We start from the raw sequence: 26,988 nt of genomic DNA on the forward strand, positions 1-26,988 counted from the left end.
CATGAGCCAGAACGAAACCCTGCTGCAAGTTCGCGACCTGGCCGTCGAGTTCGTCACGGGCGAGAACTGCCAGCGCGTGGTCGAGGGGGTCAGCTTCGACATCCGCAAAGGCGAGACACTGGCCCTGGTCGGCGAAAGCGGCTCGGGCAAGTCAGTGACGGCGCACTCGATCCTGCGTCTACTGCCCTACCCGCTCGCACGCCATCCGCATGGCAGCATCGAATATGCTGGCGAGGACCTGCTCAAGCTCGGTGAAGGCCGTCTGCGTGGTATCCGTGGCAACCGCATCGCCATGGTCTTCCAAGAGCCAATGACCTCGCTCAACCCGCTGCACACCATCGAAAAGCAGATCAACGAGGTGCTCGTCCTGCACAAGGGCCTGCGCGGCAAGGCAGCCAGCGCGCGCACGCTGGAGCTGCTGGAGCTGGTCGGCATCCCCGAGCCGAAGAAACGCCTGAAGGCCTACCCGCACGAACTCTCCGGCGGCCAGCGTCAACGCGTGATGATCGCCATGGCCCTGGCCAACGAGCCACAACTGCTGATCGCCGACGAACCGACCACCGCGCTGGACGTCACCGTTCAGCTGAAAATCCTCGAACTGCTCAAGGATCTGCAGGCGCGCCTGGGCATGTCACTGCTGCTGATCAGCCATGATCTCAACCTGGTTCGCAGAATTGCCCATCGCGTATGTGTCATGCAGCGCGGTCGCATCGTCGAACAGGCGTCGTGTGAAGAATTGTTCCAGGCTCCGCAGCATCCCTACACCCAGGAACTGCTCGGTGCCGAGCCCAGCGGCGACCCTGCGGCCAACCCTGCGGGCCAGCCGCTGCTGGAGGTGGACGACCTGCGCGTATGGTTCCCGATCAAGAAGGGCCTGCTGCGCCGGACGGTGGATCATGTCAAAGCGGTGGACGGCATCAACTTCAGCCTGCCTCAGGGTCAGACCCTGGGCATAGTCGGCGAAAGTGGTTCCGGCAAATCCACCCTGGGCATGGCCATTCTGCGGCTGCTCGCCAGTCGCGGTGATATCCGCTTCCAGGGCCAGCAGTTGCAGGGTCTCAGCCAGCAGGAAGTGCGCCCGCTGCGCCGGCAGATGCAGGTGGTGTTTCAGGACCCCTTCGGCAGCCTGAGCCCACGCATGTCGGTGAGCCAGATCGTCGGTGAGGGTCTGCGCATTCACGGTATGGGCAACGAGGCGGAGCAGGAACAAGCCATCATCGACGCGCTTTTGGAGGTAGGGCTGGACCCGCAGACGCGGCATCGCTACCCCCACGAGTTTTCTGGCGGGCAACGGCAGCGGATTGCCATTGCCCGGGCACTGGTGTTGAAACCGGCGTTGATCCTGCTGGACGAGCCCACTTCGGCGCTCGACCGTACGGTGCAGCGTCAGGTGGTGGAGTTGTTGCGCGGCTTGCAGGCCAAGTACAACCTGACCTATCTGTTTATCAGCCATGACCTGGCGGTAGTCAGAGCGCTGAGCCACCAGTTGATGGTGGTCAAGCAGGGCCAGGTGGTCGAACAAGGGTCTGCAGAGACGATCTTCAGTGCACCGCAACACCCTTATACGCAGCAATTGCTGGAAGCCGCTTTTCTGGCCCCGGCAACGGCTCACTGATCCTTGAAACAGGAAGAGGAATAGCACAATGGGTTTTCTAACCGGTAAGCGCGTACTCATCGTTGGCGTCGCCAGCAAACTGTCCATCGCCTCGGGTATCGCTGCTGCCATGCACCGCGAAGGTGCCGAGCTGGCCTTCACCTACCAGAACGAGAAGCTCAAGGGCCGCGTCGAAGAGTTCGCCGCCGGCTGGGGCTCCAGCGCTGACCTGTGCTTCCCTTGCGATGTGGCCAGCGACGAGGAAATCGCCGCCGTATTCGAAGCGCTGAGCAAGAAATGGGACGGCCTGGACTGCATCGTCCACTCGGTCGGCTTCGCCCCGGGCGACCAACTCAATGGCGACTTCACCGACGTCACCACCCGTGAAGGTTTCAAGATCGCCCACGACATCAGCGCCTACAGCTTCGTCGCCCTGGCCAAGGCCGGTCGCGAGATGATGAAAGGCCGCAACGGCAGCCTGCTCACCCTCTCCTACCTGGGCGCCGAGCGCACCATGCCCAACTACAACGTCATGGGCATGGCCAAGGCCAGCCTGGAAGCCGGTGTACGCTACCTGGCTGGTAGCCTCGGCCCGGAAGGCACCCGCGTCAACGCCATCTCTGCCGGTCCGATCCGTACCCTGGCCGCCAGCGGTATCGCCAGCTTCCGCAAGATGCTGGCCGCCAACGAGAAGCAGACCCCGCTGCGTCGCAACGTGACCATCGAGGAAGTCGGTAACGCCGGTGCCTTCCTCTGCTCCGACCTGGCTTCGGGCGTCAGCGGTGAAATCATGTACGTCGACGGCGGCTTCAACACCACCGCCATGGGCGCCATGGAAGACTGATCGGCAGTCGACCGGGCATCGACTGGAACTCCAGCATCGATGCCCCCTGCTGAACGGCACGAAAACGCCGCAGATCCCCTTGGGACTGCGGCGTTTTTTCGTCAGGACGCCAGCAAATCCTGCAGGGGCTGAGCGCGCCGAGCCGCGTTCTGATGTCACATTTCAGCACGCATCAACACTGACGCGGTCCTAGATGGGAGGCCTGGAACCGAGAAAGGTAAATGATCCAGACAAAAACCTGGCGAGCCTGCCTGATTACCGCGCTATGCAGCGTCGCGGCTGGCTGCGCATTACCGCCACTGGATGGCCGTAGCGAAAGCCTGGCCTTCACCCAGGCCGAAACGGCCGACACCACACTGGGGCAAGCTCTGGGTAGCGAGCGGGACGCTCATCCCGGCTTGTCCGGCATCCTTACGCTGGCAGCGGCCAGGGACGCCTTCGCCGCGCGTATGCTGATGGTTGAAGCGGCCGAACGCAGTCTCGACGTGCAGTACTACATCTGGCGCAATGACGTCACCGGCACCCTGTTACTTGACGCCTTGCTCAGAGCGGCAGAGCGCGGCGTGTGCGTCCGCTTGCTTCTGGACGACAACGGCATTGCCGGCCTGGACCAGACACTCAGCACACTCGATCAACACCCCTACATCGAAGTACGTCTGTTCAACCCCTTCTCCCTGCGGAAAGCCAAGATGCTGGGTTATCTGACGCATTTCTCCCGCGCCAACCGGCGCATGCACAACAAGTCGCTCACCGTCGACAACCAGGCCACCATCATTGGCGGGCGCAATATTGGCGACGAATACTTCGATGCCAGTGAAGGCGTGCTTTTCGCCGACCTCGACGTGCTGGCAATCGGCCCAGTGGTGGCGGATACCTCGGACGATTTTGATCGTTACTGGGCCAGTGATTCGAGCTATCCGCTGGAGCTGATCGTGCCGCGCAGCCAGAACGCCCCCTTGCGCCTACACGATATCGCTGCAGATCTTTCCAATACACCTGCAGCCAGCGGCTACGTGAAGGCCCTGCAGGAAAGCAACTTCATTGCACGCCTGCTGGACAAGGATCTGAGCTTTGAATGGAGCGAGACCACGCTGGTCAGTGACGATCCCGCCAAAGGCCTTGGCACAGCCAGTGATAGCGAACTATTGATCAGCGACCTGAAAGACATGCTCGACACTCCAACATCCCGGGTCGATCTCGTCTCACCCTACTTCGTCCCCACGCAAGCCGGCGTCGACCTGTTCACCGGCATGGTACGACGCGGCATAGAGGTACGCATTCTCACCAATGCGCTGGAAGCAACCGACGTGACGCCCGTGCACGCCGGCTACGCCAAGCGCCGTCGCGCCCTGCTGGAAGGTGGCGTGAAACTCTATGAAATGCGCCTGGGTGCCGACGATGAGGGCCCCCGGGAAAAAGCCGGGCCGTTTGGCAGCTCCGGCTCGAGCCTGCACGCGAAGACCTTCGCTCTGGATGGCCAGCGCATCTTCATCGGCTCGTTCAACTTCGATCCACGCTCCGCCCGCCTCAACACGGAGATGGGCTTCATCATCGAAAGCCCGACACTGGCTGCCGCCATCGGCCAGGCATTCGAAACCGATATTCCGGCAAATGCGTATGAGCTGGGGCTAAGCGAGAACGGTGGGCTCTACTGGCTCGAGCGCCAGAATGGCGAGCAACGTCGACTCGACAGCGAGCCAGGTACGGGGCTGCTGAAAAACCTGGGCGTACGCCTGCTTTCCTGGCTGCCCATCGAATGGTTGTTATGACCTCAAAATGAAAGAGCCCCGCACTTGGCGGGGCTCTGTCTTAGCAAACAACGATCAGAAACGCTCGATGTCGGCCTTGGCTTCCAGCTGCTTACGCAGTGCGGCGAAGTCCTGCTGGCCTGCACGCGATGCGAGGAAGTTGCGGTACATGGCAAGCTCTTCGTCAGCCAGCGCTTCTTCCGGCACATTCACGCCATCGAGACGCAGCACAACGTAGTCACCATTGTTCAGTGTCACGCCGGCGAAGGTCGGCTCGCCCGCCTTGGCTGGCTTGGGCATACGGAACAGCGCTTGCAACACCTTCGGCTCAACGCCGTCCTGGCTGCGCGTGGCGGCCTCCTGAACCTGCCAGCCAGCATCGGCAGTTTCACCGGCCTCGGCAGCGGCCAGTTGCTTCTCGCCCTCAGCCTTGGCGGCAGCGGCGGCACGCTCCTGCTGCAGATGAGCGCGGATGCTCTCTGCGACCTGCTCAAGCGGCAACTGCTCGGGCTTGTTGTGCTCTTTGACGCGCACGACAACCACGGTACTTGGGTCCAGTTCGATGGTCGAGCTGTTGGTGCCATCTTCCAGAACTTCAGGGCTAAATGCAGCCTGCAGTACCTGACGGTTGGCAGTGATGCCAGTTGCACCACCCTCACGGCCGAAGGCTTCGCTGGTCTTGACCTCGAGCCCCAGCTCCTGAGCCGGCTGCACCAGATCCGACGCTTCGAACGCGGCATCTTCCAGCTGCTTGGTCGCCTCGACGAAGCGCTGCTCGACCTGTTGCGCCTTGAAGTCGCGCGCCAGCTTGTCCTTGAGGCTGTCGAAGCTCGGCACTTCAGGCGCCTGAACACCCAGCAGCTTGATCAGATGCCAGCCGAACTCGCTCTTGACCGGTTCGGAGACCTGCCCTTGCTGCAGTGCATAGAGCGCCTCTTCGAAGGCCGGGTCGTAAACGCCAGGACCGGCGTACCCCAGATCACCGCCATCGGCAGCCGATCCTGGGTCTTGCGAGAACTCCTTGGCCAGGGCAGCGAAATCTTCGCCAGCGTCTACACGCGCCTTGATCTCTTCGATCTTGGTGCGCGCTGCCTGGTCATCGCCCTCGATCAGGATGTGCGCAGCCTGACGCTGCTCAGCCAGGTTGGCGATCTCGCTCTCGTACAGTGGCTGCAGATCTTCATCGCTGACTTCGACCTGATCGAAGAAGCTGTCCTTGAGGAGTTCGACGTACTCCAACACCACTTGCTCTGGGCTCATGAACTCGCTGGCATGCTCGTCGTAATAGGCTTTGACGTCGTCATCGCTCAGGTTGATCGCAGCACTGTCGGCCTTGATGACGAGGCTGGCGAAGTCACGGGTCTGGCGCTCTAGATTGGCGAACGCACGCGCCTCCTGCTCAGTGACGAAGCTACTGGCGCCGAGACCGGCACGCAGTTGCCCAATCAGCATTTCCTCTTCCAGCATCTGGCGGAACTGCAGACGGGTGTAGCCCATCTGGCGAATGACCTGATCGAAGCGCGCAGCATCGAAGCGGCCATCTACCTGAAATTCGGGAGTTTGCAGAATGACCTGATCCAGCGATCCCTGCGAGAAGGCGAAGTGGGAATCGTCCGCTGCTTGCAACAGCAGTTTGCGCTCGATCAAACCCTTGAGCGAAGCCTCACGCAGCAACTTGTCATCGAGCAGCGAGGCATCGAAATCGCGACCCAATTGCTGCAGCAGTTGGCGACGCTGCATTTCAACGGCCTGGTTGAGCTCGCTGAGGGTAATGGTGTCTCCGTTCACGTCAGCCGCATTGTTGCGATTGCTGGCTCCCGTGACGATAGCTTCGAAACCGGTAAACGCCATCAGCATCACAATGAGGCCGATGATGATTTTGGCAATCCAACCGCGTGAATTGTCCCTGATGTTTTGCAGCATGCTTCCCCCAGAACGACTGTACAGAGTCACCAGCCGCGCAGTGTGGGTAATGTCCAGATAGAAGAAAGGCGCATCCTTGGATGCGCCTTCTCGTAACGCGTTAAGCAGTCAGAGCAAGAGTCTGGGACTACCTGCGCTGCCCCCTAACAGCCGCCAGATGAAGCCTGACGGCGAGGCAAACCCGGAAGACGCTTAGTTGACGGCGTCTTTCAGAGCCTTGCCAGCTTTGAAGCCTGGGATCTTGGCAGCAGCGATGCTGATCGGCTTGCCGGTCTGCGGGTTGCGGCCAGTGCGAGCAGCGCGCTCTTTGACAGCGAAGGTGCCGAAGCCAACCAGCACAACGGAGTCACCAGCTTTCAGAGCGCCAGTGACGGATTCAATCACTGCATCCAGCGCGCGGCCAGCAACAGCTTTCGGGATATCAGCAGATGCAGCGATGGCATCGATCAGTTCCGACTTGTTCACTCTAAGTCCCCTTATTTCTGTTTAGTTTGTTTCTTGATTTTTAGTGTAAGCAAAGCGGGTGCTGGATAGCCTGCTGACACAATAAGAGCCGCTTTATAACAAGGGCTCAAAAATTGTGTCAAGGAAGCCCCCCGGCTAATGCGTGCTAATTCGCTCCTTGGAATCAGACTCGCGCTTGTCATCCGTTGCAACCATCTCGGGAGCCGCATCGGGCAAGGGCTCCGGGGCGTATTGCAGCGCAATTTGCAGGACCTCGTCAATCCATTTAACCGGTTTAATCTGCAGGTCTTGCTTAATATTTTCCGGAATTTCCTTCAGATCACGCACATTTTCTTCGGGAATAATCACAGTCTTGATCCCACCCCGATGAGCTGCCAGAAGTTTTTCCTTGAGACCACCGATGGCCAACACCTGACCACGCAAGGTGATTTCTCCGGTCATGGCCACGTCCGCCCGCACCGGAATCTGCGTCAATGCCGAGACCAGCGCCGTGCACAGACCAATGCCCGCACTCGGGCCATCCTTAGGTGTCGCACCTTCCGGCATATGGATGTGAACATCACGCTTCTCGTTGAAATCAGCTGCGATCCCCAGGCTTTTCGCACGACTGCGAACCACCGTCATGGCCGCCGTCATGGACTCTGCCATGACATCGCCCAACGAGCCGGTCTTGATCAAAACGCCCTTGCCAGGCACTACCGCCGTCTCGATGGTGAGCAGCTCGCCGCCCACCTGCGTCCACGCCAGACCCGTTACCTGGCCAATCTGATCCTGCTGCTCGGCGAGACCGTAGCGATGCTTGCGCACCCCCAGGAAGTGCTCAAGGGAGTCGGCGCTGACCGTGACCTGAAAACGCTTCTCGCGAACATGTTCCTTGACAACCTTGCGGCAGACCTTGGCAATCTGCCGTTCCAGACTGCGCACACCAGCTTCACGCGTGTAGTAACGAATGATGTCGCGAATCGCCGATTCTTCAATGTCCAGCTCGCCCTTCTTCAGACCATTGGCCTGTATCTGCTTGGGCGCCAGGTATTTGATGGCAATGTTGACCTTCTCGTCCTCGGTGTAACCCGGCAGCCGAATGACTTCCATCCGGTCCAGCAACGGCCCAGGGATATTCATCGAGTTGGCGGTGCAGAGGAACATCACGTCCGACAGGTCGTAATCGACCTCCAGATAATGATCGTTGAAATTGTGGTTCTGCTCCGGATCGAGCACCTCCAGCAGCGCAGAGGCAGGATCGCCGCGCATGTCCTGGCCCATCTTGTCGATTTCATCGAGCAGGAACAGCGGGTTGCGCACGCCGACCTTGGTCATCTTCTGAATCAGACGCCCCGGCATCGAACCGATATAGGTACGACGGTGGCCACGAATCTCGGCCTCGTCACGTACGCCGCCCAAGGCCATACGCACGAACTTGCGGCTGGTCGCGGTGGCAATGGACTCGGCCAATGAGGTTTTGCCCACACCAGGCGGGCCTACCAGGCACAGCACCGGCCCCTTGAGTTTCTTCACCCGCTTCTGCACGGCGAGATACTCGAGGATGCGTTCCTTGACCTCTTCCAGACCGTAATGGTCGGCATCGAGGATGCTCTCTGCACGTGCCAGGTCGAGACGTACCTTGCTCTCGGCCTTCCACGGCACGTTCACCAACCAGTCGATGTAGGAACGCACCACAGTGGCTTCGGCAGACATCGGCGACATCTGCTTGAGCTTGTTCAACTCGGCATTGGCCTTGGCCAGCGCTTCCTTGGTCAGGCCGGCGTTGTCGATGCGCTTCTTCAGCTCATCGATCTCGTTGTGGCCTTCATCGATGTCGCCCAGCTCCTTCTGAATGGCCTTCATCTGCTCATTCAGGTAGTACTCGCGCTGGCTGCGCTCCATCTGCTTCTTAACGCGACCACGGATGCGCTTCTCGACCTGCAGCAGGTCGATTTCGGCATCCAGCAGCGCCAGCACATGCTCGACGCGTGCGGACAGCGAGGTAATCTCGAGGATCTCCTGCTTCTGCTCGATCTTCAGCGCCATGTGCGCGGCCATGGTATCGACCAGACGGCTGGGCTCATCGATGCTGTTGAGCGAAGACAGCACTTCGGCCGGGACCTTCTTGCCCAGCTGCACGTATTGCTCGAACTGACTGAGCAGACTACGAGTAAAAACCTCGGACTCGCGCTCGGCGGTCTCGCCCTCCTCGATCAGTTGCACTTCGGCGCGGCAATGATCATCGAGCTCGATGAAACGCTCGATGGAACCACGCTGCTCACCCTCGACCAGCACCTTGACGGTGCCGTCGGGCAACTTGAGCAGTTGCAGGACGGTGGCAACGGTGCCTACGCGATACAGATCCTGATCATCCGGATCATCGACGGCTGGATTCTTCTGGGCCACCAGCAGAATCTGCTTGTCGCCCGTCATCGCTGCCTCGAGGGCCTCGATGGATTTCTCACGCCCGACGAAAAGCGGGATGACCATGTGCGGATAGACCACTACATCGCGCAATGGCAGGAGAGGCAATTCGATGGTTGTCTTCATGATTTCGGCTCAGCGGCGGCCATAAGGCCGTAAACAGGCGGGATTACCCTTGGCTTTTAAGATGGGGGTAGCTCCCATAAAAAACAAGCGCAATGTCCAGAAAAGCGAAGGGGCCCGAGGGGCCCCTTCTTTGCATCGTGTGACAGCCGTCAGGCGTCTGGCGCGGCCTTCGCCGGCGGCTCGCTGTTTTCGTAAATCAACAGCGGCTTGGAGGTGCCTTCGATGACGCTCTCGTCGATCACCACCTTGCTCACGTCCTGCTGGGACGGGATCTCGTACATGGTGTCGAGCAGAATGCCCTCGAGGATAGAACGCAGACCACGTGCGCCGGTCTTGCGTTCCAGCGCCTTCTGCGCCACGGATTTCAGCGCATCGGAGCGGAACTCCAGGTCCACGCCTTCCATCTCGAACAGCTTGGCGTACTGCTTGGTCAGCGCGTTCTTCGGCTCGGTGAGGATCTGTACCAAAGCTGCTTCGTCCAACTCTTCCAGGGTCGCAATCACCGGCAGACGACCGACGAACTCGGGAATCAGGCCGAACTTGACCAGATCGTCCGGCTCGACTTCGCGCAGCGACTCGCCGATCTTCTTGCCTTCCTGCTTGCTGCGCACTTCCGCACCGAAACCGATGCCGCCCTTGGTGGAGCGCGCCTGGATGACTTTCTCCAGACCGGCGAATGCACCGCCACAGATGAACAGGATGTTGCGCGTGTCGACCTGCAGGAATTCCTGCTGCGGATGCTTGCGCCCGCCTTGCGGCGGAACCGAGGCAACAGTGCCCTCGATCAGTTTCAGCAGCGCCTGCTGCACGCCCTCACCCGACACGTCGCGAGTAATCGACGGGTTATCGGACTTGCGCGAGATCTTGTCGATTTCGTCGATGTAGACGATGCCCATCTGGGCCTTCTCGACATCGTAATCGCACTTCTGCAGCAGCTTCTGAATGATGTTCTCGACGTCCTCACCGACATAACCGGCTTCGGTCAGGGTGGTGGCGTCAGCGATGGTGAAGGGCACGTTGAGCAGACGCGCCAGCGTTTCCGCCAGCAATGTCTTGCCGGAACCGGTCGGACCGATCAGCAGAATATTGCTCTTGCCCAGCTCGACATCATCTTTCTTGTCGCGCTGATTAAGACGCTTGTAGTGGTTGTATACCGCTACCGACAGCACTTTCTTGGCGCGTTCCTGACCAATCACATACTGATCGAGGATGCCGCTGATTTCCTTGGGTGCCGGAAGTTTGTGCGCGCTGCTCTCGGCCTGTGCTTCCTGCACCTCCTCGCGGATGATGTCATTGCACAGGTCGACGCATTCGTCGCAGATGAAGACGGAAGGACCGGCGATCAACTTGCGCACTTCATGCTGGCTTTTGCCGCAGAAGGAGCAATAAAGCAGTTTGCCGTTGTCCTCACCGTTACGGGTATCAGTCATTCGATCAATCCAATACGGTAGGCTTGAAACACAAGATGAAGGCAAATGCGGGCATTTTCAAGGGCGCAAGTCGCGTCATTGAAGGGTGCCCGCAGATGGAGCCTTATCTAGACCGGCATTTGACGCTTTTCGTGTACGGCATCTACAAGACCGTATTCCATGGCACGCGAAGCGCTCATGAAATTGTCGCGGTTAGTGTCACGCTCGATGGTTTCCAGGCTCTGACCGGTGTGATGAGCCAGCAGTTCGTTCAGGCGCTCACGGATGAAGAGGATTTCCTTGGCATGGATCTCGATGTCCGAAGCCTGCCCCTGGAAGCCGCCCAGCGGCTGGTGAATCATCACACGCGAGTTCGGCAGGCAGAAACGCTTGCCCTTGGCGCCGCCAGCCAGCAGGAACGCGCCCATGCTGCAGGCCTGACCGATGCAGGTGGTAGACACGTCCGCCTTGATGAACTGCATGGTGTCATAGATCGCCATGCCGGCAGTCACCGAGCCACCCGGCGAGTTGATGTACAGGTGAATGTCCTTGTCCGGATTCTCTGCTTCCAGAAACAGCAGCTGGGCGCAGATCAGGTTGGCCATGTAGTCCTCGACCTGACCAACCAGAAAGATCACGCGCTCCTTGAGCAGACGCGAGTAGATGTCGTAGGCACGCTCGCCACGAGCGGACTGCTCGATGACCATCGGCACCAGGCCGCCAGCGGCCTGGATTTCAGGCATGTTTTGCATAAAAGGATTGCGGGACATGTCTTGCGCTCACTCCCTAATAGTCATGTCTCAAATACGCATAAGCCAGCACGGAGGCTGGCTTATGGTGGTGTACTCGAACGAGGTTACCAGATCAGTCGGCTTTAGGAGCTTCCGCCGGCTTGACTGCGTCTTCGTAGGAAACCGCTTTATCGGTCACGTTGGCCTTCTGCAGAACAGTATCTACAACTTGCTCTTCCAGTACAACCGAACGCACTTCGTTCATTTGCTGGTCGTTCTTGTAGTACCAGGCAACGACCTGCTCAGGCTCTTGGTAAGCCGAGGCCATCTCTTCGATCAGTTCGCGTACGCGGGCTTCGTCCGGCTTCAGGTCGAACTGCTTGACCACTTCAGCAACGATCAGACCCAGCACGACACGGCGCTTGGCTTGCTCTTCGAACAGCTCGGCCGGCAGTTGATTAGGCTGGATATTGCCACCGAACTGCTGAACGGCCTGCACGCGCAGACGGTTCACTTCGTTACCGATCAACGCCTTCGGCACTTCAACCGGGTTGGCAGCCAGCAGGCCGTCCATTACCTGGTTCTTGACCTTGGACTTGATGGCCTGACGCAGCTCGCGCTCCATGTTCTTGCGGACTTCGGCACGGAAACCTTCCAGACCGCCTTCCTTGATACCGAACAGAGCGAAGAACTCGTCGTTCAGCTCAGGCAGTTGCGGGGCGGAAACGCTGTTCACGGTAACGGTGAACTCGGCGGTTTTGCCGGCCAGATCGAGGTTCTGGTAGTCCTCAGGGAAGGTCGGGTTGATCACGCGCTCTTCACCAGCCTTGGCGCCGACCAGGGCATCTTCGAAGCCCGGGATCATGCGGCCGGAGCCCAGCACCAGTTGAGTGCCCTTGGCGCTACCACCAGCGAAGGCTTCACCGTCGATCTTGCCAACGAAGTCGATGTTCAACTGATCGCCATTCTCGGCAGCACGCTCAACAGCTTCGAAGCGGGTGTTCTGCTTGCGCAGAATGTCGAGCATGTTGTCGACGTCGCTATCAGCCACATCAGCTTCGAGACGCTCGATGGCGATGGAGTCGAAACCGGAAACCTGAAACTCGGGGAATACTTCGAAAGTAGCGACGTATTCCAGATCCTTACCCTTCTCGAAGGACTTGGGCTCGACAGCCGGAGCACCGGCCGGATTCAGCTTCTGCTCAACCACGGCTTCGTAGAAGGTAGCCTGGATCAGGTCGCCCAAGGCTTCCTGACGAGCAGCGTCTTCATAACGCTGACGGATCACGCTCATCGGCACCTTGCCAGGACGGAAGCCAGGAACCTTGGCACGACGGGCAGTCTGCTGCAGACGCTTGTTGACTTCGGTCTCGATGCGCTCGACGGGTACGCCGACAGTCATGCGGCGCTCAAGAGCAGAAGTGCTTTCAACAGAAACTTGCATGGATATTCCTCGTTGCACAGACATAAGCCGGCTCGAACCGGCCCCGAATCAAGGCCAAGCATTCTAGAGGCTCAATGTGCAGAAGTCACCCTAGAAGCAGGCGGCAGTCGGGAGGGGCTATATAAAGATGGTGCGGACGGAGAGACTCGAACTCTCACACCTTGCGGCGCCAGAACCTAAATCTGGTGTGTCTACCAATTCCACCACGTCCGCGTGGCCTTGCAGCTTAAAACAAAAACGCCAGGCTTTTGGCCTGGCGTTTTGGAATATGGGGTGGACGATGGGAATCGAACCCACGACACCAGGAGCCACAATCCTGTGCTCTACCAACTGAGCTACGCCCACCATATTGCATTTGCTTACTCTTGCCTGACCGCCAAATGGCGCACCCGGCAGGACTCGAACCTGCGACCATCCGCTTAGAAGGCGGATGCTCTATCCAGCTGAGCTACGGGCACTTATCCATCCGCTAGCGCAGACTTACAAGCTTTTGGCTCCAACCTCACCACCAGGGCTTGGCTTTTGCCGCCTCACCCAGCGAGTGGCTGTTCCTGAGAAGCGGGGCGAATGTTATAGACGCCTCCCAACCTCGTCAACAGAAATTTTCAAAAAAATTCAGCGATTTAAAGGAGTTACGCGAAAACGACGGCAGGCGCCTTTGCCCGGGTGAGCGCCCATGCGAGAATGCGCGTCCTTTTTTCATCCTTATTAATGGTTAACCAGCGCAATGACCGCACAACTGATCGACGGCAAGGCGATCGCCGCCAGCCTCCGCCAGCAGATTGCCCAACGTGTCGCCGAACGCCGCCAGCAAGGCCTTCGTGCGCCAGGCCTGGCCGTGATCCTGGTCGGCACCGATCCTGCCTCCCAGGTCTATGTGTCACATAAACGCAAGGATTGCGAAGAAGTCGGTTTCCTCTCCCGTGCCTATGACCTGCCGGCAGAGACCAGCCAGGCCGATCTGCTCGCGCTGATCGACGAGCTCAATGAAGACCCGACCATCGACGGCATCCTGGTACAGCTGCCGCTGCCGGAGAATCTCGACTCTTCCCTGCTGCTCGAACGCATTCGTCCGGACAAGGATGTGGACGGCTTCCATCCCTACAACATTGGCCGTTTGGCACAGCGCATGCCGCTGCTGCGCCCCTGCACCCCGAAAGGCATCATGACCCTGCTGGAAAGCACCGGGGCCGATCTGTACGGCATGCATGCGGTGGTAGTCGGCGCCTCCAACATCGTTGGCCGCCCGATGGCCATGGAGCTGTTGCTGGCCGGTTGCACCGTCACCGTCACTCACCGTTTCACCAAGGATCTGGCCGGCCATGTAGGCCAGGCCGACATCGTCGTGGTCGCTGCCGGCAAGCCGGGACTGGTCAAGGGTGAGTGGATCAAGCCAGGCGCCATCGTCATCGACGTTGGCATCAACCGCCAGGAAGACGGCAAGCTGGTCGGTGACGTGACCTTTGATGCCGCCCTACCCCGCGCCGGCTGGATCACACCGGTTCCAGGCGGCGTTGGCCCGATGACTCGCGCCGGGCTGTTGGAGAACACCCTGCACGCGGCCGAACATCTGCATAAGTAAGCAGCACTGCATAAAAAACAACAGCACCCGAGGGTGCCGTTGTCGTTTCTGCCACTTGGATCAGTTACGCGCCTGCTCCCAGGACTTGAGCAACTCGTCGTAGGCGATGGTTTCGCCTTTGGGCTTCTCGTTGGCCAGCTTGGGTTTCGGTGCACCCGGCTGGTCGAACCAGTACTGCGGATCACGCGGCTCGTTCAGCTTCGGCCCGCACTCACCCAGTACACCGGAGCGCTCCAGACGACCGAGCATGGTGTCTTGCGCAGCCGCCAGGCCATCGAGCGCCTGTTGCGGCGTCTTGTCACCGCTAGCGGCCTCGGCGATGAACTGCCACCACAGCTGAGCTAGACGCGGATAGTCCGGCACGTTGGTGCCGGTTGGCGTCCACTGCACGCGTGCCGGGCTACGGTAGAACTCCACCAGCCCCCCAAGCTTGGGCGCTACGTCCGTCATCGCCTGCGAGTTGATGTCCGACTCACGAATCGGCGTCAGACCGACCAGGGTCTTTTTCAGCGAGACGGTCTTGGAGGTAACAAACTGCGCATAGAGCCAGGCGGCCAGGCGCTGTTTCTCCGGCGTGGAGTTGAGGAAGGTCCAGGAGCCGGTGTCCTGGTAACCGAGCTTCATGCCCTCTTCCCAATACGGGCCCTTGGGCGACGGCGCCATACGCCATTTCGGCGTGCCATCGTCGTTGACCACCGGCAGGCCAGGCTTGGTCATATCGGCGGTAAAGGCGGTGTACCAGAAGATCTGCTGAGCGATGGCACCCTGCGCCGGCACCGGGCCGGATTCGGAGAAGGTCATGCCTTGCGCTTCCGGCGGCGCGTACTGGCGCATCCAATCGACGTACTTCTGCGTGGCGAACACCGCCGCAGGCCCGTTGGTATCACCACCGCGGGCGACACTGGAACCCACCGGCCGGCAACCGTCGACGCGAATGCCCCACTCGTCCACCGGCAGGCCGTTGGGCAGACCCTTGTCGCCACCGCCAGCCATGGAGAACCAGGCGTCGGTGAAACGCCAGCCCAGCGACGGATCTTTCTTGCCGTAGTCCATGTGGCCATAGACGCGTTTACCGTCGATTTCCTTGACGTGTACCGAGAAGAATTCAGCGATGTCCTCGTAGGCTGACCAGTTCACCGGCACGCCCAGCTCGTAGCCGTAGATTTCCTTGAACTTGGCCTTCAGCTCCGGACGCTCGAACCAGTCGGCGCGAAACCAGTAGAGGTTGGCGAACTGCTGATCGGGTAACTGATAAACCTTGCCGTCCGGCCCGGTGGTGAATGACAGGCCGATGAAATCGTCAAGATCGAGAGTCGGCGAGGTGAAGTCCTTGCCTTCGTTAGCCATCATGTCGGTAATCGAGACCGCCTTGCCATAGCGGAAGTGGGTACCGATCAGGTCCGAGTCGTTGACCCAGCCGTCGTAGATGTTCTTGCCGGACTGCATCTGCGTCTGCAGTTTCTCGACCACATCGCCTTCCTGCATCAGGTCATGCTTGAGCTTGATGCCGGTGATTTCACTGAAGGCCTTGGCCAGAACCTTGGACTCGTACTCATGGGTGGTCAGGGTTTCCGAGGCGACATTGATGTTCATGCCACGAAACGGCTCGGCAGCCTTGATGAACCACTTAAGCTCTTCGAGCTGTTGCTCCGGCGTCAGGGTCGAGGGATTGAACTCATCAGCAATCCATTTCTTCGCGGCCTCTTCATAGGCATCCGCCCAGGCCGCACCGCTCAAACCGGACAACGCCAGCAAGGCGGCCAACGCCAAGCTATGTCGGGTCTTGTTGTTATTGTCGAACATAGAGACCTCCATCTCAGGATATGGGGAGAGGCATACCGGCGGCAGCCCGGCTCAGCCCCAGCGCATGACTGCGCACAACCACAACAGCGATAGCAGCGACGCTATCCACACGCTCCAGTCGGTCACGCCGATTACCAGCAGGTGCAGGTAGGCGCTGCCGAGCAGACCGATGAACAACCGATCACCACGGGTGGTGGTGATCGGCAGAAAACCCTTGCGCTCGACGCACGGCCAGCGCAGCTCGACCAGCGTCATGCCGGCCAGCAGCACGGCGATGCAACCGAAGAACAGCGCGGTCGGCAGAGTCCAGGCCATCCAGCTCATGATGAACCTCCCTTACACGCGACCGAGGGCGAAGCCCTTGGCCACATGGTTGCGAACGAACCAGATCACCAGCATCCCCGGGATGATGGTCAGCACTCCGGCAGCGGCGAGCACGCCCCAGTCGATACCCGAGGCGGACACGGTACGGGTCATCACCGCCGCGATGGGCTTGGCGTCCACCGAGGTCAGGGTGCGCGCCAGCAGCAACTCGACCCAGGAGAACATGAAGCAGAAGAAGGCGGTGACACCGATACCGGAGCGGATCAGCGGGATGAAGATCTTCACGAAGAATTTCGGGAAGCTGTAACCGTCGATGTAGGCCGTCTCGTCGATTTCCTTGGGCACGCCGGACATGAAGCCTTCGAGGATCCACACCGCCAGCGGCACGTTGAACAGGCAGTGCGCCAATGCCACGGCGATATGGGTGTCGAACAGGCCGATGGACGAGTACAGCTGGAAGAACGGCAGCAGGAATACCGCTGGCGGCGCCATGCGGTTGGTCAACAGCCAGAAGAACAGGTGCTTGTCGCCGAGAAAGCGATAGCGCGAGAAGGCATAGGCCGCCGGCAGCGCCACGCTGAGCGAGATCAGGGTGTTGAGGCTGACGTAATACAGCGAGTTGAGGTAGCCCTCGTACCAACTGCGGTCGGTGAAGATCACCCGGAAGTTGTCCAGAGTGAAATTCTGCGGCCACAGGCTGAGCCCACCGAGAATTTCGGTATTGCTCTTGAACGACATGTTCAGCAGCCAGTAGATCGGCACCAGCAGGAACAGAAAGTAGATCAGCAGTACCAGGCGTTTGCGCAGCGTCATGGTCGGCCTCAGCGGGTTTTGTCGTCGTGGGTCATGGCGGTATAGAACAGCCAGGACACCAGCAGGATGATCAGGAAGTACACCAGCGAGAACGCCGCCGCCGGGCCCAGGTCGAACTGGCCGACAGCCATTTGCGTCAGGGTCTGGCTGAGGAAGGTGGTGGCGTTGCCCGGCCCACCGCCGGTGAGCACGAAGGGCTCGGTGTAGATCATGAAGCTGTCCATGAAGCGCAGCATCACCGCGATCAACAGCACGCTTTTCAGCTTGGGCAACTGGATATGGCGGAACACCGCCCAGTTCGACGCCCGGTCGATGCGCGCCGCCTGGTAATAGACATCGGGAATGGCGCGCAGCCCGGAGTAGCACAGCAGCGCCACCAGCGAGGTCCAGTGCCAGACGTCCATGATCAGCACGGTCACCCAGGCATCCATGGTGTTGGCCGCATAGTTGTAGCTGATCCCCAGACTGTTCAGCGCCCAGCCCATCAGGCCGATGTCGGCGCGGCCGAAGATCTGCCAGATGGTGCCGACCACGTTCCATGGAATCAGCAGCGGAATGGCCATCAGGATCAGGCACAGTGAGGCCCAGCGCCCGCGAGTCGGCATGCACAGAGCGATAGCGATCCCTAGCGGAATCTCGATCAACAGCACGCAGGCGGAGAAGATGAACTGGCGCAGCAACGAGTCATGCAGGCGCGGATCCTGCAGCACCTGGCGGTACCAGTCGACGCCGACGAAGTAGCGCGTGGCCGGGTCGAAGATGTCCTGCACCGAGTAGTTGACCACGGTCATCATCGGTACGATGGCGCTGAACGCCACCAGCAGAAATACCGGCAGCACCAGCCACCAGGCCTTGTTGTTCTGCACCTTCATGGCGCCACCTCCACCAGGTAGTCGTCGGCGTAGAGCATCAGCCACTGCGCCGGAAAGCTCAGGTAGACCTGCTCGTGGGGCACGGGCTGATCCTCCTGCAGGCGCGCCTTGAGCACCTGGCCATCGAGGTCGAAAGTGAGGATCTTGTAGGTGCCGAGATCCTCGACATGCAGCACCCGGCCACACAGCGCGTCTTCATAGGCGCCATCCCAGACGTGCACGAACTCGGGACGAATGCCCACCTGCAGACGCTTGCCATCCAGTTCGGCCAGGCGCTGGTTGAGCGCCTCGGAAAGCGGCAGCACCGTATCAGCGAAGCGCACCCCGCCCGAGCAGCGCTGCACGTCGATCAGGTTCATGCCTGGGCTGCCGATGAAATAGCCGACGAAGGTATGGCCGGGGCGCTCGAACAACTCGCGAGGCGTTCCGAACTGGACGATCTGCCCGCCGTACATCACTGCGATCTTGTCGGCGAAGGTGGAGGCCTCCAGCTGATCGTGGGTAACGTAAACCATGGTGATGTTGAACTGCTCATGGATCTGCTTGAGCTTGCGCCGCAGCTTCCACTTCAGGTGCGGGTCGATCACCGTCAGCGGCTCGTCGAAGAGAATCGCCGACACGTCGTCGCGCACCAGGCCACGGCCCATCGACACCTTCTGCTTCTCGTCGGCGGTAAGGTTGCGCGCCTTCTTGTGCAGCAGCGGATGCAACTCCAGCACCTCGGCGATTTCATGCACTTTGCTCATCACCCGGGCTTCATCCATACCCTGGTTGCGCAGTGGGAAGGCCAGGTTGTCGAACACCGTCATGGTGTCGTAGACCACCGGGAACTGGAAAACCTGAGCGATGTTGCGTTCTTGCGGCGACAGCCTGTTGACCGCCTTGCCGTCGAACTGCACCTCGCCCTGCGACGGGCTGAGCAGGCCGGAGATGATGTTGAGCAACGTCGACTTGCCGCAGCCTGACGGCCCCAGCAGCGCGTATGCGCCGCCCTGCTGCCAGATATGGTTCATTTCGCGGATCGCATAATCTTCCGGCGTTTTCGGCGTACCGCTGTAACTGTGCGCAAGGTTGTGCAAGCGAATCTCGGCCATCAGGCGGCCCTCCCCTGACGACGACTGGGCGCCTGCACCAACTGCCCATCGGCAGCGAAGACGAACAACTTGTGGGTCGGGATGTAGATGAGGATCGGCGTGTCCACCGCGTACTCGTGCACCCCAGGCAGGTGCAGCACCAGCACGAATTGCTCGTTGCGCACATGCAGGAAGGTTTCCGAGCCGCTGATCTCGGCCAGCTCAACGGTTACCGCCAGCTCCAGGTCATCGTCGTTGGACGGCACCAGGCCGATATGGCTGGGGCGTACGCCAAAACGGTACTCGCCCTCGGCGATGCCGCGCAGATCGGGATTGAGCGGAAAATGCACGCAGTCGGCGAAGCTCACCTCGGAGCCGCTGATACGCCCCGGCATCAGGTTGATCGCCGGCTCCGAGAACAGCTCGGCAGCCAGCACCTGCCGCGGACGGTGGTAGACCTCGGCGGTCTTGCCACTCTGCACCACCCGCCCCTCATGCAGGATGGTGGTGGTGCCACCCAGGGCCAGCGCCTCGTTGGGTTCGGTGGTGGCGTAGATCGCGATGGTATGGCGCGCCTGGAACAGCTCACGCATTTCCTGGCGCAGCTCTTCGCGTAGCTTGTAGTCGAGATTGACCAGCGGTTCGTCGAACAGGATCAGCGAGGCATCCTTGACCAGCGCCCGGGCCATGGCCGTGCGCTGCTGCTGGCCGCCGGACAGCTCCAGCGGATAACGCGACAGCAGTTTCTCGATGCGCAACATGCGCGCGGTGGCCTCGACCTTCTCGACGATCTGCTCCTTGGCCACACCGGCCTGACGCAGTGGCGAGGCGATGTTCTCGAACACCGACAGGGTCGGGTAGTTGATGAACTGCTGATAGACCATCGACACGTTGCGCTGGCGCACCGGCACGCCGGTGACATCGGCGCCGTTCATCAGCACGCGGCCGCTATTGGGCCGATCCAGCCCGGCCATCAGGCGCATCAGGCTGGTCTTGCCGGCCAGCGTACGGCCGAGCAGAACGTTGAAGGAGCCGGGTTCGAAACTGAGGCTGGCATCGTCGATATGAACCTGGCCGTCGACGATACGGGTGACGTGTTCGAGCTTGAGCGACATGGCCTGTCCTTTTTCTTGTAGTGCCATTCGATTACGAACATCGGTAGCGACAAGCGTGCCAGCTCCACAAAAAACAACGCATCCTGTTGATCAGGATCGAAAAAACCGCCAAAGAACGGTGCAGCAATGGTTTCCCACTGAACACTTTTGAACAGTCGAATGTGAACAACTGAACAATTCGTTCGTTGACTTTGAACAGGCTTGAACGACACTGAATCGATCGCGGCGCAGATCGCGAACCAACAAGAAGAGATCGCACCATGACAGAAGCTGCCCGCGCACCGGCTCACGACGCCATCATCCAGGAGTCCTGGTCGCGCTGCCGTGACTACGGCCTGACTCACCAGAGCGCGCCTCGCTTCGACCCGCCGGCGCCAGGCGATCTTTCGGCGCTGCTGGAAAGCCGCCAGGCCCTGGTGCAGACCACTCATCAGGAAGTGCTGCCCTACTACGGCACCATCCTTGCCAACTCCAACTGCCTGATCATGCTCGCCGACGACCAGGGCCGACTGCTGCAATCCTGGGGCGACCAGCGCTTTATCGAACCGCGCCAGGCCGCCGGCTTCGTCGCCGGCGCCAGCTGGCTGGAGCGCTACACCGGCACCAACGCCATCGGCACCGCGCTCAGTTGCGGCCAGGCCGTGCATATCCAGCACGATGAACACTTCCTCAAGGCCAACCGTTTCATGACCGGCTCGGCCTCGCCGATCTTCGACGAACAGCGGCGCATGATCGCCGTGCTCGACGTGTCCAGCGACAGCTACCTGCCGCCGGCGCATACCCTGGGCATGGTCAAGATGATGAGCCAGTCGGTGGAGAACCGCCTGATCCTCAAGCTTTTCGCCGACCAGTACCACCTGCTCAGCTTCAATACCAGCCTCGACAACCTCGACAGCCCGTGGGCCGGCCTGGTGGTGTTCGATGAACAGGGCCACGTGGTGTCGGCCAACCGCCGCGCTGACAATCTGCTGGGCCAACCTTTGACCTACGGCGCCGTCGAGCAACTGTTCGACGTGCCTCTACAGCAGTTGCTCAACCAGCCGGACGGCCAGCCGTTCAGCCTGCGCACCAGCGGCCACTTTCGCTTTCACGCACGGGTACGACGCCCTACCCGACCGGCCCCCATTCAGCCTCGTGACTTCCGCCCGCAGGTTGCGCAGAGCACGCCACAAGAGCCTCATCTGCACGCACTGAGCATGGGTGACGCACGCATGGAAAAGGCAATCCGCCAGGCCGAGCGCCTGCTGGAAAAGGACATCCCGATCCTGGTGCAGGGCGAAACCGGTGCCGGCAAGGAGGTTTTCGTCAGGGCGCTACATCGCGCCAGCTCACGCGCCGACCAGCCCTTCATCGCAGTCAACTGCGCGGCCATTCCAGCGGAGCTGGTGGAGTCGGAACTGTTCGGCTACGAGAAAGGTGCCTTTACCGGCGCCAGCCAGAAAGGCCATGTCGGGCTGATCCGCAAGGCGCACAAGGGCACGCTGTTTCTCGACGAGATCGGCGACATGCCGCTACGCGTGCAGGCCCGGCTACTGCGCGTGTTGCAGGAGCGCTGCGTGCAACCCCTGGGCAGCAGCGAGCTACATCCGGTGGATGTACGTCTGGTGTCTGCCACCAACCGTCCACTGCGCCAGGACGTCGACAACGGCCAGTTCCGCGCCGATCTGTACTACCGCATCAGCGGCCTGAATCTGGAACTGCCGCCACTGCGTGAGCGCAGTGACAAGCAGGCACTGTTCCAGAAACTCTGGGAGCAGCATCGCGAACCTGACCAACATGCAGGTATCAGCCGCGAAGTGCTGGAGCTGTTCCAGCATCACCCCTGGCCGGGCAACCTGCGCCAGCTCAGTAGCGTGTTGCGCGTGGCGCTGGCCATGGCCGACGACCAGCCTATCCGCGCCGAACACCTGCCAGATGACTTCTTCCTCGATCTGCCAACAGAGGCGCCCCTGCCCGCGCATCTCGAGCAGGATGATGGCGACCTGGCCAGCCAGTACCAGGCATGCGGCGGCAATATCTCCTACCTGGCCCGCCACCTTGGCCTGAGCCGCAATACCCTGTACAAGCGCCTGCGCGAACAGGGCGTGCGGCCCTGAACCTTTGCTCGAAGAATCGGCCCAAGCCATACATTTGCCACCCTGCCCGAACCCCGAACGGGCCGGCATCGGCCAGCCACGAAAGGAACTCAACATGCGCCACCTGTATCGCCCCCTGTTCGCCGCGCTGACTCTGCTGGCCGCCAGCCAGGCGCCGGCATCGCCTTCATTGGAAACACAGGTGGACGCCGCTGCGAAGTCGATGATGCAGACCTATGCCATTCCCGGCATGGCCATCGCCATCAGCCACAAGGGGCAGTCGCATTTCTTCGAGTACGGAGTGGCATCCCGTGAAAGCGGCCAGGCGGTGGATCGCCACACCCTGTTCGAGCTGGGCTCGATCAGCAAACTCTTCACCGCCACCCTCGGCGCCTACGCCGAAGCCCGCGGCACGCTGAACCTCAGCGACAACGCCAGCCAGTACCTACCAGAGCTGCAAGGCAGTGCCTTCGATAACATCAGCTTGCTGGATCTGGCGACTTACACCGCTGGCGGCCTACCGCTGCAATTCCCGGACGCTGTCAGCAACGAACAGCAGATGCTCGATTACTACCGTAATTGGCAGGCGGTGTATCCGCCGGGTACGCAACGGCTGTACTCCAATCCCAGCATCGGCCTGTTCGGCCACCTGGCCGCCGCCAGCATGGCCGAGCCGTTTCAGCAGTTGATGGAAAAAGATCTGCTACCACAGCTGGGCATGCAGGAAAGCTACGTACAGATACCGACCGTCCAGATGAAGCGCTACGCCTGGGGCTACCGCGACGACAAGGCGGTGCGCGTGACTCCAGGCGCGCTGGATGCCGAAGCCTACGGGCTGAAATCCAGCGCCACCGATATGCTGCGATTCATCGACGCCAACCTGCACCCGGATCAATTACCCGCACCACTGCGCCAGGCGATCAGCTCAACCCATCGCGGCTACTACCAGGTCGGCGACATGACTCAGGCCCTGGGCTGGGAGCGCTACGCATACCCCATCAGTCTGAAGAAACTGCAGGCCGGCAACTCAGCGGAAATGGCGCTGCAACCGCAGACCGTGGCGCGTTTCAGTGTGCCCAGGCCAGCCGAAGGCGACCTGCTGCTGAACAAGACCGGCTCGACCAATGGCTTCGGCGCCCACATCCTGCTGCTTCCGGCGCGTGATACCGGCCTGGTGATACTCGCCAACCGCAACTACCCGAATGCCGAGCGCGTGCGCCTGGCACTGCAGTTGCTCGAAAGCATCGAGCCCTAGACAGGGCACAGGTGTGTTGGGTACGCACCTTGAGCTTAGAAACTGCGCGCGATCACCATCCGCTGCACGTCGCTGGTGCCCTCGTAGATCTGGCACACGCGCACGTCACGGTAGATGCGCTCGACCGGGAAGTCCTTGAGGTAGCCGTAGCCACCCAGGGTCTGGATCGCCGCCGAGCACACCCGCTCGGCCATCTCCGAAGCGAACAGCTTGGCCATCGACGCCTCGGTCAGACAGGGTTGGCCGGCCTCGCGCAGGCTGGCAGCGTGATGCACCATCTGCCGTGCGACGGCGATCTGCGTGGCCATATCAGCGAGGCGAAACGCCACCGCCTGATGCTCGATGATCGGTTTGCCGAAGGTCACCCGCTCGTGGGCGTAATCACGCGCTGCTTCGAACGCAGCGCGTGCCATGCCCACCGATTGCGCGGCAATGCCGATGCGCCCACCCTCGAGGTTGGCCAGGGCGATGCGATAACCCTCGCCCTCCTCGCCGAGGCGCAGATCGGCCGGAATGCGCACCTCGTCGAACTGGATCTGGCAGGTGTCGGAGGCATGCTGGCCGAGCTTGTCCTCCACCCGCACCACCGAGAAACCGGGTGCATCGGTCGGCACGATAAAGGCGCTGATGCCTTTCTTACCCGCCTGCGGGTCGGTAACGGCGAAGACGATCACCATGCCGGCGTGGCTGCCGGAGGTGATGAACTGCTTGGCACCATTGAGCACATAGTGATCGCCATCGCGCCGCGCGCGGGTACGCAGGTCGCTGGCATCTGAGCCGGCCTGCGGCTCGGTCAGGGCGAAGGCGCCAAGCATGCTGCCTTCGGCCAGCGGGCGAAGAAAGCGCTGTTTCTGCTGCTCGCTGCCGTACTTGAGGATCGGCATGCAGCCTACCGAGTTGTGCACGCTCATGATCGTGGAGCAGGCGCCATCGCCAGCTGCCACCTCCTCCAGGGCCATGGCGTAAGCCAGGTGACCGGTTTCGGCACCGCCCCACTGCTGCGGCACCAGCATGCCCATAAAACCCAGCTGGCCCATTTCGGCGATGGCTTCGGCAGGGAAACGATGCTCGCGGTCCCAGTCAGCGGCGAACGGTTTCAGCCGTTCCTGGGCGAACTGGCGGGCCATGTCACGGATAAGGATGTCTTCTTCTTTTGGCAGCATGGCTGGCTCCGATGATGCGGTTCGATCACTCCGTGGGAGGCGCTTTAGCGGCGACAGTCGCGGCTGAAGCCCCTCCCACAGGTTAAGTACGTGGATACTCAGTACAGCTCGATGGCTACAGCAGTGGCCTCACCGCCGCCAATGCACACGGAGGCCAGGCCGCGCTTTAGATCACGCTGCTGCAACGCTGCCAACAGGGTCACCAGGATGCGCGCGCCAGATGCGCCAATGGGATGGCCCAAGGCGCACGCGCCGCCGTTTACATTGAGTTTGGCGTGATCGATGCCCAATTCACGCATGGCCACCATGGGCACTACGGCGAACGCCTCGTTGATTTCGAACAGATCGACCGTCTCCAGTGGCCATTCGATACGCGCCAACAAGCGCTGGATCGCCGCCACCGGAGCGGTAGTGAACAGATTCGGCGCCTGGGCGTGGCCAGCATGGCCGACGATGCGCGCCAGTGGTTTCAGGCCGCGTTCCTGAGCCTCGGACAGGCGCATCAACAGCAGCGCGGCGGCGCCATCGGAAATGGAACTGGCATTGGCCGCCGTCACCGTACCCCCCTCGCGAAACGCCGGCTTTAGACCGGGAATCTTTTCCGGGCGAGCCTTGGGCGGCTGCTCATCGCTACTGACCAGGCGCCGTTCACGCCCCTGCGGCGCCTCCACGGTGACGATCTCACTGACGAAACTTCCGTCCGTTATCGCCTGCTGGGCGCGACGCAGCGACTCCAGGGCATAGGCGTCCTGCTCCTCACGACTGAAGCGATACTGCTGCGCACAATCCTCGGCGAAGGTGCCCATCAACCGACCACGCTCGTAGGCGTCCTCCAGACCGTCGAGGAACATATGGTCGAGCACCTGGCCATGCCCCATGCGATAGCCACTGCGGGCACGCGCCAGGAGGTAGGGCGCGTTGGACATGCTCTCCATGCCGCCGGCCACCAGCACATCGGCGCTGCCGGCGAGCAACTGGCCATGACCAAGCATCAGTGCCTGCATACCGGAGCCACACATCTTGTTCAGCGTGGTGCATTGAGCGGCCTGGCTCAACCCTGCAACCAATGCGGCCTGGCGCGCGGGTGCCTGACCCTGGCCAGCCTGCAACACGCAGCCCATCAGTACCGTGTCCACTGCCTCAGCCGCGAGCCCGGCACGCTCGAGGGTCGAGCGGATGGCAGCGGCGCCCAGCTCGGCCGCCGTAAGGCCGGCCAGATCACCAAGGAAGCCGCCCATGGGCGTGCGCACTGCACTGACGATGACGACGGGGTCGAGTTGCTGTTTCATGAGTTTCACCTTCTGATCTGCGTTATTCCCGGATCGCGTCCGGGCCATGTTCTGGCGGTAGGAGCGGGTTCAGCCGCGAAGGCTGCGTCATTTACTTCGCGGCTGAAGCCGCTCCCACAAAAGCTAGAGCCCGCTACTTAGCCGCCATGCGCAGCGCGCCATCGAGACGGATCACTTCGCCATTGAGCATGGTGTTCTCGACGATATGCCGGACCAGTGCGGCGTATTCGTCGGGCCGCCCCAAGCGCTGCGGGAACGGCACATTGGCCGCCAGCGAGTCACGCACCTCCTGGGGCATACCGGCCATCATTGGGGTCTCGAACACACCCGGCGCAATGCACATCACGCGGATGCCGGAGCGCGCCAGATCACGCGCCGCCGGCAGCGTCAGTGCCGCGACGCCACCCTTGGAGGCGGCATAGGCGGCCTGCCCCATCTGCCCGTCGAACGCCGCCACCGAGGCGGTATTGATGATGACCCCACGCTCGCCCTCAACGTTCGGCGCGTTCTGCGCCATTGCCTCGACCGCCAGGCGCAGCAGGTTGAAGCTGCCAATCAGGTTTACCTCGACAGTGCGGCGGAAACTGTCCAGGCCATGTGCGCCGCTGCGGCCCAGTACCTTCTCGGCTGGCGCCACGCCGGCGCAATTGACCAACCCGTGCAGAGCCCCGAAAGCCTCAAGAACCTGCTCCACTGCAGCGCGGCCATCCTCTTCGCGAGTGATATCGGCACACACGAAACAGGCGTTGGCGCCAAGCTCGGCAAGGGCCTGCTGGCCTGCTTCTACGTTGATATCCAGCAGCACCGCCTTACCGCCCTGCCCGACCAGTTCACGGGCGGTGGCCAGGCCAAGACCAGAGGCGCCGCCGCTGATCAGGAATACGGTTTCGTCGATACGCATGCTCAACCTCTGTGATTGTTGTGGAGTGAGATT

General features: G+C 61.0%; 21 protein-coding genes and 3 tRNA genes. 6 read left to right on the forward strand and 18 right to left on the reverse strand.

All coding sequences use genetic code 11. The features are described 5' to 3' along the window. Nucleotide 1 precedes the first annotated feature (1 nt). The 3 genes from AAEQ75_RS20110 (at nt 2) to AAEQ75_RS20120 (ending at nt 4,207) form a co-directional block, all read left to right on the forward strand. Nucleotides 2–1,615 carry an ABC transporter ATP-binding protein gene (locus AAEQ75_RS20110; RefSeq protein WP_343350244.1) on the forward strand — a complete coding sequence of 538 codons (1,614 nt, stop codon included), beginning with the start codon at nt 2–4 and terminating at the stop codon, nt 1,613–1,615. A gap of 28 nt (nt 1,616–1,643) precedes the next feature. Next, entirely contained in the window at nt 1,644–2,438 is a 795-nt protein-coding gene (fabI, locus tag AAEQ75_RS20115) for an enoyl-ACP reductase FabI (protein WP_256836354.1), read from the forward strand. Nucleotides 2,439–2,659: 221 nt separating this feature from the next. Next, nucleotides 2,660–4,207 (forward strand): phospholipase D family protein, encoded by a 1,548-nt coding sequence (locus tag AAEQ75_RS20120; RefSeq protein ID WP_343350245.1) that lies wholly within the window; start codon nt 2,660–2,662, stop codon nt 4,205–4,207. A 54-nt stretch (nt 4,208–4,261) separates the two neighbouring features. On the opposite strand, the gene AAEQ75_RS20125 is transcribed toward AAEQ75_RS20120, so the two are convergent. The 9 genes from AAEQ75_RS20125 to AAEQ75_RS20165 all read right to left on the reverse strand — a co-directional run bounded on the left by AAEQ75_RS20125 (nt 4,262) and on the right by AAEQ75_RS20165 (nt 13,148). Beyond that, nucleotides 4,262–6,109, reverse strand: a complete 1,848-nt coding sequence (locus tag AAEQ75_RS20125; RefSeq protein WP_343350246.1) for a SurA N-terminal domain-containing protein — start codon at nt 6,107–6,109, stop codon at nt 4,262–4,264. 192 nt (nt 6,110–6,301) lie between these two features. After that, nucleotides 6,302–6,574, reverse strand: a complete 273-nt coding sequence (hupB, locus tag AAEQ75_RS20130) for a nucleoid-associated protein HU-beta (protein WP_003239952.1) — start codon at nt 6,572–6,574, stop codon at nt 6,302–6,304. 135 nt (nt 6,575–6,709) lie between these two features. Next, nucleotides 6,710–9,106: an endopeptidase La gene (gene lon / locus AAEQ75_RS20135; RefSeq protein ID WP_343350247.1), complete on the reverse strand. Its 2,397-nt coding sequence runs from the start codon at nt 9,104–9,106 to the stop codon at nt 6,710–6,712. Nucleotides 9,107–9,255: 149 nt separating this feature from the next. Next, nucleotides 9,256–10,536 (reverse strand): ATP-dependent Clp protease ATP-binding subunit ClpX, encoded by a 1,281-nt coding sequence (gene clpX / locus AAEQ75_RS20140; RefSeq protein ID WP_099524454.1) that lies wholly within the window; start codon nt 10,534–10,536, stop codon nt 9,256–9,258. Between the two features lie 107 nt (nt 10,537–10,643). Then, nucleotides 10,644–11,285, reverse strand: coding sequence for an ATP-dependent Clp endopeptidase proteolytic subunit ClpP (gene clpP / locus AAEQ75_RS20145; protein ID WP_343350248.1), 642 nt, complete (start codon nt 11,283–11,285; stop codon nt 10,644–10,646). A 94-nt stretch (nt 11,286–11,379) separates the two neighbouring features. Continuing rightward, nucleotides 11,380–12,690: a trigger factor gene (gene tig / locus AAEQ75_RS20150; protein ID WP_343350249.1), complete on the reverse strand. Its 1,311-nt coding sequence runs from the start codon at nt 12,688–12,690 to the stop codon at nt 11,380–11,382. A gap of 128 nt (nt 12,691–12,818) precedes the next feature. Continuing rightward, nucleotides 12,819–12,903, reverse strand: a tRNA-Leu gene (locus tag AAEQ75_RS20155). A 56-nt stretch (nt 12,904–12,959) separates the two neighbouring features. Next, nucleotides 12,960–13,035 (reverse strand) — tRNA-His (locus AAEQ75_RS20160). Between the two features lie 36 nt (nt 13,036–13,071). Then, a tRNA-Arg gene (locus AAEQ75_RS20165) sits at nt 13,072–13,148 on the reverse strand. Between the two features lie 269 nt (nt 13,149–13,417). On the opposite strand from AAEQ75_RS20165, the gene folD reads away from it, so the two are divergent. Continuing rightward, a complete protein-coding gene (gene folD, locus AAEQ75_RS20170; RefSeq protein ID WP_003459914.1) occupies nt 13,418–14,272 on the forward strand; it encodes a bifunctional methylenetetrahydrofolate dehydrogenase/methenyltetrahydrofolate cyclohydrolase FolD in 855 nt (284 codons plus the stop codon). A gap of 60 nt (nt 14,273–14,332) precedes the next feature. Here the strand turns inward: folD and AAEQ75_RS20175 are convergent, their stop codons facing one another. From AAEQ75_RS20175 to AAEQ75_RS20200, 6 genes are read right to left on the reverse strand one after another with little or no spacing between them, the layout of a single operon-like run. Continuing rightward, on the reverse strand, nt 14,333–16,075 hold the full coding sequence (locus AAEQ75_RS20175; RefSeq protein WP_343350251.1) for an ABC transporter substrate-binding protein: 1,743 nt from the start codon (nt 16,073–16,075) through the stop codon (nt 14,333–14,335). 51 nt (nt 16,076–16,126) lie between these two features. Beyond that, nucleotides 16,127–16,399, reverse strand: a complete 273-nt coding sequence (locus tag AAEQ75_RS20180; RefSeq protein WP_013715271.1) for a DUF2160 domain-containing protein — start codon at nt 16,397–16,399, stop codon at nt 16,127–16,129. Between the two features lie 12 nt (nt 16,400–16,411). Beyond that, nucleotides 16,412–17,212, reverse strand: coding sequence for a carbohydrate ABC transporter permease (locus AAEQ75_RS20185; protein ID WP_343350252.1), 801 nt, complete (start codon nt 17,210–17,212; stop codon nt 16,412–16,414). Nucleotides 17,213–17,220: 8 nt separating this feature from the next. Further along, the gene (locus AAEQ75_RS20190; RefSeq protein WP_013715269.1) at nt 17,221–18,084 is read right to left on the reverse strand and encodes a carbohydrate ABC transporter permease; all 864 of its coding nucleotides are present in this window, start codon (nt 18,082–18,084) and stop codon (nt 17,221–17,223) included. Beyond that, nucleotides 18,081–19,178, reverse strand: coding sequence for an ABC transporter ATP-binding protein (locus AAEQ75_RS20195; protein WP_106732432.1), 1,098 nt, complete (start codon nt 19,176–19,178; stop codon nt 18,081–18,083). Before AAEQ75_RS20195 ends, AAEQ75_RS20190 begins: the two co-directional genes overlap by 4 nt. After that, a complete protein-coding gene (locus AAEQ75_RS20200) occupies nt 19,178–20,272 on the reverse strand; it encodes an ABC transporter ATP-binding protein (protein ID WP_106732433.1) in 1,095 nt (364 codons plus the stop codon). The genes AAEQ75_RS20195 and AAEQ75_RS20200 overlap by 1 nt, the downstream gene beginning before the upstream one ends. A 260-nt stretch (nt 20,273–20,532) precedes the next feature. On the opposite strand from AAEQ75_RS20200, the gene AAEQ75_RS20205 reads away from it, so the two are divergent. Continuing rightward, on the forward strand, nt 20,533–22,368 hold the full coding sequence (locus tag AAEQ75_RS20205; protein WP_343350253.1) for a sigma-54-dependent Fis family transcriptional regulator: 1,836 nt from the start codon (nt 20,533–20,535) through the stop codon (nt 22,366–22,368). Nucleotides 22,369–22,462: 94 nt separating this feature from the next. After that, nucleotides 22,463–23,602: a PRC family class C beta-lactamase gene (gene blaPRC, locus AAEQ75_RS20210; RefSeq protein WP_106732435.1), complete on the forward strand. Its 1,140-nt coding sequence runs from the start codon at nt 22,463–22,465 to the stop codon at nt 23,600–23,602. Nucleotides 23,603–23,637: 35 nt separating this feature from the next. Here the strand turns inward: blaPRC and AAEQ75_RS20215 are convergent, their stop codons facing one another. The 3 genes from AAEQ75_RS20215 to AAEQ75_RS20225 form a co-directional block, all read right to left on the reverse strand. After that, nucleotides 23,638–24,765 (reverse strand): acyl-CoA dehydrogenase family protein, encoded by a 1,128-nt coding sequence (locus tag AAEQ75_RS20215; RefSeq protein ID WP_106732436.1) that lies wholly within the window; start codon nt 24,763–24,765, stop codon nt 23,638–23,640. A gap of 98 nt (nt 24,766–24,863) precedes the next feature. Beyond that, the gene (locus AAEQ75_RS20220; RefSeq protein ID WP_343350254.1) at nt 24,864–26,054 is read right to left on the reverse strand and encodes an acetyl-CoA C-acyltransferase; all 1,191 of its coding nucleotides are present in this window, start codon (nt 26,052–26,054) and stop codon (nt 24,864–24,866) included. 133 nt (nt 26,055–26,187) lie between these two features. Continuing rightward, nucleotides 26,188–26,955: a 3-hydroxyacyl-CoA dehydrogenase gene (locus AAEQ75_RS20225; protein WP_343350255.1), complete on the reverse strand. Its 768-nt coding sequence runs from the start codon at nt 26,953–26,955 to the stop codon at nt 26,188–26,190. Between the last annotated feature and the right edge of the window lie 33 nt (nt 26,956–26,988).

Source organism: Pseudomonas sediminis, assembly GCF_039555755.1.
GTDB lineage: Bacteria > Pseudomonadota > Gammaproteobacteria > Pseudomonadales > Pseudomonadaceae > Aquipseudomonas > Aquipseudomonas mendocina_D.

Excerpts from the sequence above, each read along its gene's own strand:
- lon (WP_343350247.1), bottom strand. The coding sequence starts at position 9,106 with ATGAAGACAACCATCGAATTGCCTCTCCTGCCATTGCGCGATGTAGTG.
- tig (WP_343350249.1), bottom strand. The coding sequence starts at position 12,690 with ATGCAAGTTTCTGTTGAAAGCACTTCTGCTCTTGAGCGCCGCATGACT.
- fabI (WP_256836354.1), top strand. The coding sequence starts at position 1,644 with ATGGGTTTTCTAACCGGTAAGCGCGTACTCATCGTTGGCGTCGCCAGC.
- blaPRC (WP_106732435.1), top strand. The coding sequence starts at position 22,463 with ATGCGCCACCTGTATCGCCCCCTGTTCGCCGCGCTGACTCTGCTGGCC.
- AAEQ75_RS20175 (WP_343350251.1), bottom strand. The coding sequence starts at position 16,075 with ATGTTCGACAATAACAACAAGACCCGACATAGCTTGGCGTTGGCCGCC.
- AAEQ75_RS20200 (WP_106732433.1), bottom strand. The coding sequence starts at position 20,272 with ATGTCGCTCAAGCTCGAACACGTCACCCGTATCGTCGACGGCCAGGTT.
- AAEQ75_RS20120 (WP_343350245.1), top strand. The coding sequence starts at position 2,660 with ATGATCCAGACAAAAACCTGGCGAGCCTGCCTGATTACCGCGCTATGC.
- AAEQ75_RS20185 (WP_343350252.1), bottom strand. The coding sequence starts at position 17,212 with ATGACGCTGCGCAAACGCCTGGTACTGCTGATCTACTTTCTGTTCCTG.
- clpX (WP_099524454.1), bottom strand. The coding sequence starts at position 10,536 with ATGACTGATACCCGTAACGGTGAGGACAACGGCAAACTGCTTTATTGC.
- AAEQ75_RS20125 (WP_343350246.1), bottom strand. The coding sequence starts at position 6,109 with ATGCTGCAAAACATCAGGGACAATTCACGCGGTTGGATTGCCAAAATC.
- AAEQ75_RS20220 (WP_343350254.1), bottom strand. The coding sequence starts at position 26,054 with ATGAAACAGCAACTCGACCCCGTCGTCATCGTCAGTGCAGTGCGCACG.
- AAEQ75_RS20110 (WP_343350244.1), top strand. The coding sequence starts at position 2 with ATGAGCCAGAACGAAACCCTGCTGCAAGTTCGCGACCTGGCCGTCGAG.
- AAEQ75_RS20190 (WP_013715269.1), bottom strand. The coding sequence starts at position 18,084 with ATGAAGGTGCAGAACAACAAGGCCTGGTGGCTGGTGCTGCCGGTATTT.
- AAEQ75_RS20205 (WP_343350253.1), top strand. The coding sequence starts at position 20,533 with ATGACAGAAGCTGCCCGCGCACCGGCTCACGACGCCATCATCCAGGAG.
- AAEQ75_RS20195 (WP_106732432.1), bottom strand. The coding sequence starts at position 19,178 with ATGGCCGAGATTCGCTTGCACAACCTTGCGCACAGTTACAGCGGTACG.
- AAEQ75_RS20215 (WP_106732436.1), bottom strand. The coding sequence starts at position 24,765 with ATGCTGCCAAAAGAAGAAGACATCCTTATCCGTGACATGGCCCGCCAG.
- AAEQ75_RS20225 (WP_343350255.1), bottom strand. The coding sequence starts at position 26,955 with ATGCGTATCGACGAAACCGTATTCCTGATCAGCGGCGGCGCCTCTGGT.
- clpP (WP_343350248.1), bottom strand. The coding sequence starts at position 11,285 with ATGTCCCGCAATCCTTTTATGCAAAACATGCCTGAAATCCAGGCCGCT.
- AAEQ75_RS20180 (WP_013715271.1), bottom strand. The coding sequence starts at position 16,399 with ATGAGCTGGATGGCCTGGACTCTGCCGACCGCGCTGTTCTTCGGTTGC.
- folD (WP_003459914.1), top strand. The coding sequence starts at position 13,418 with ATGACCGCACAACTGATCGACGGCAAGGCGATCGCCGCCAGCCTCCGC.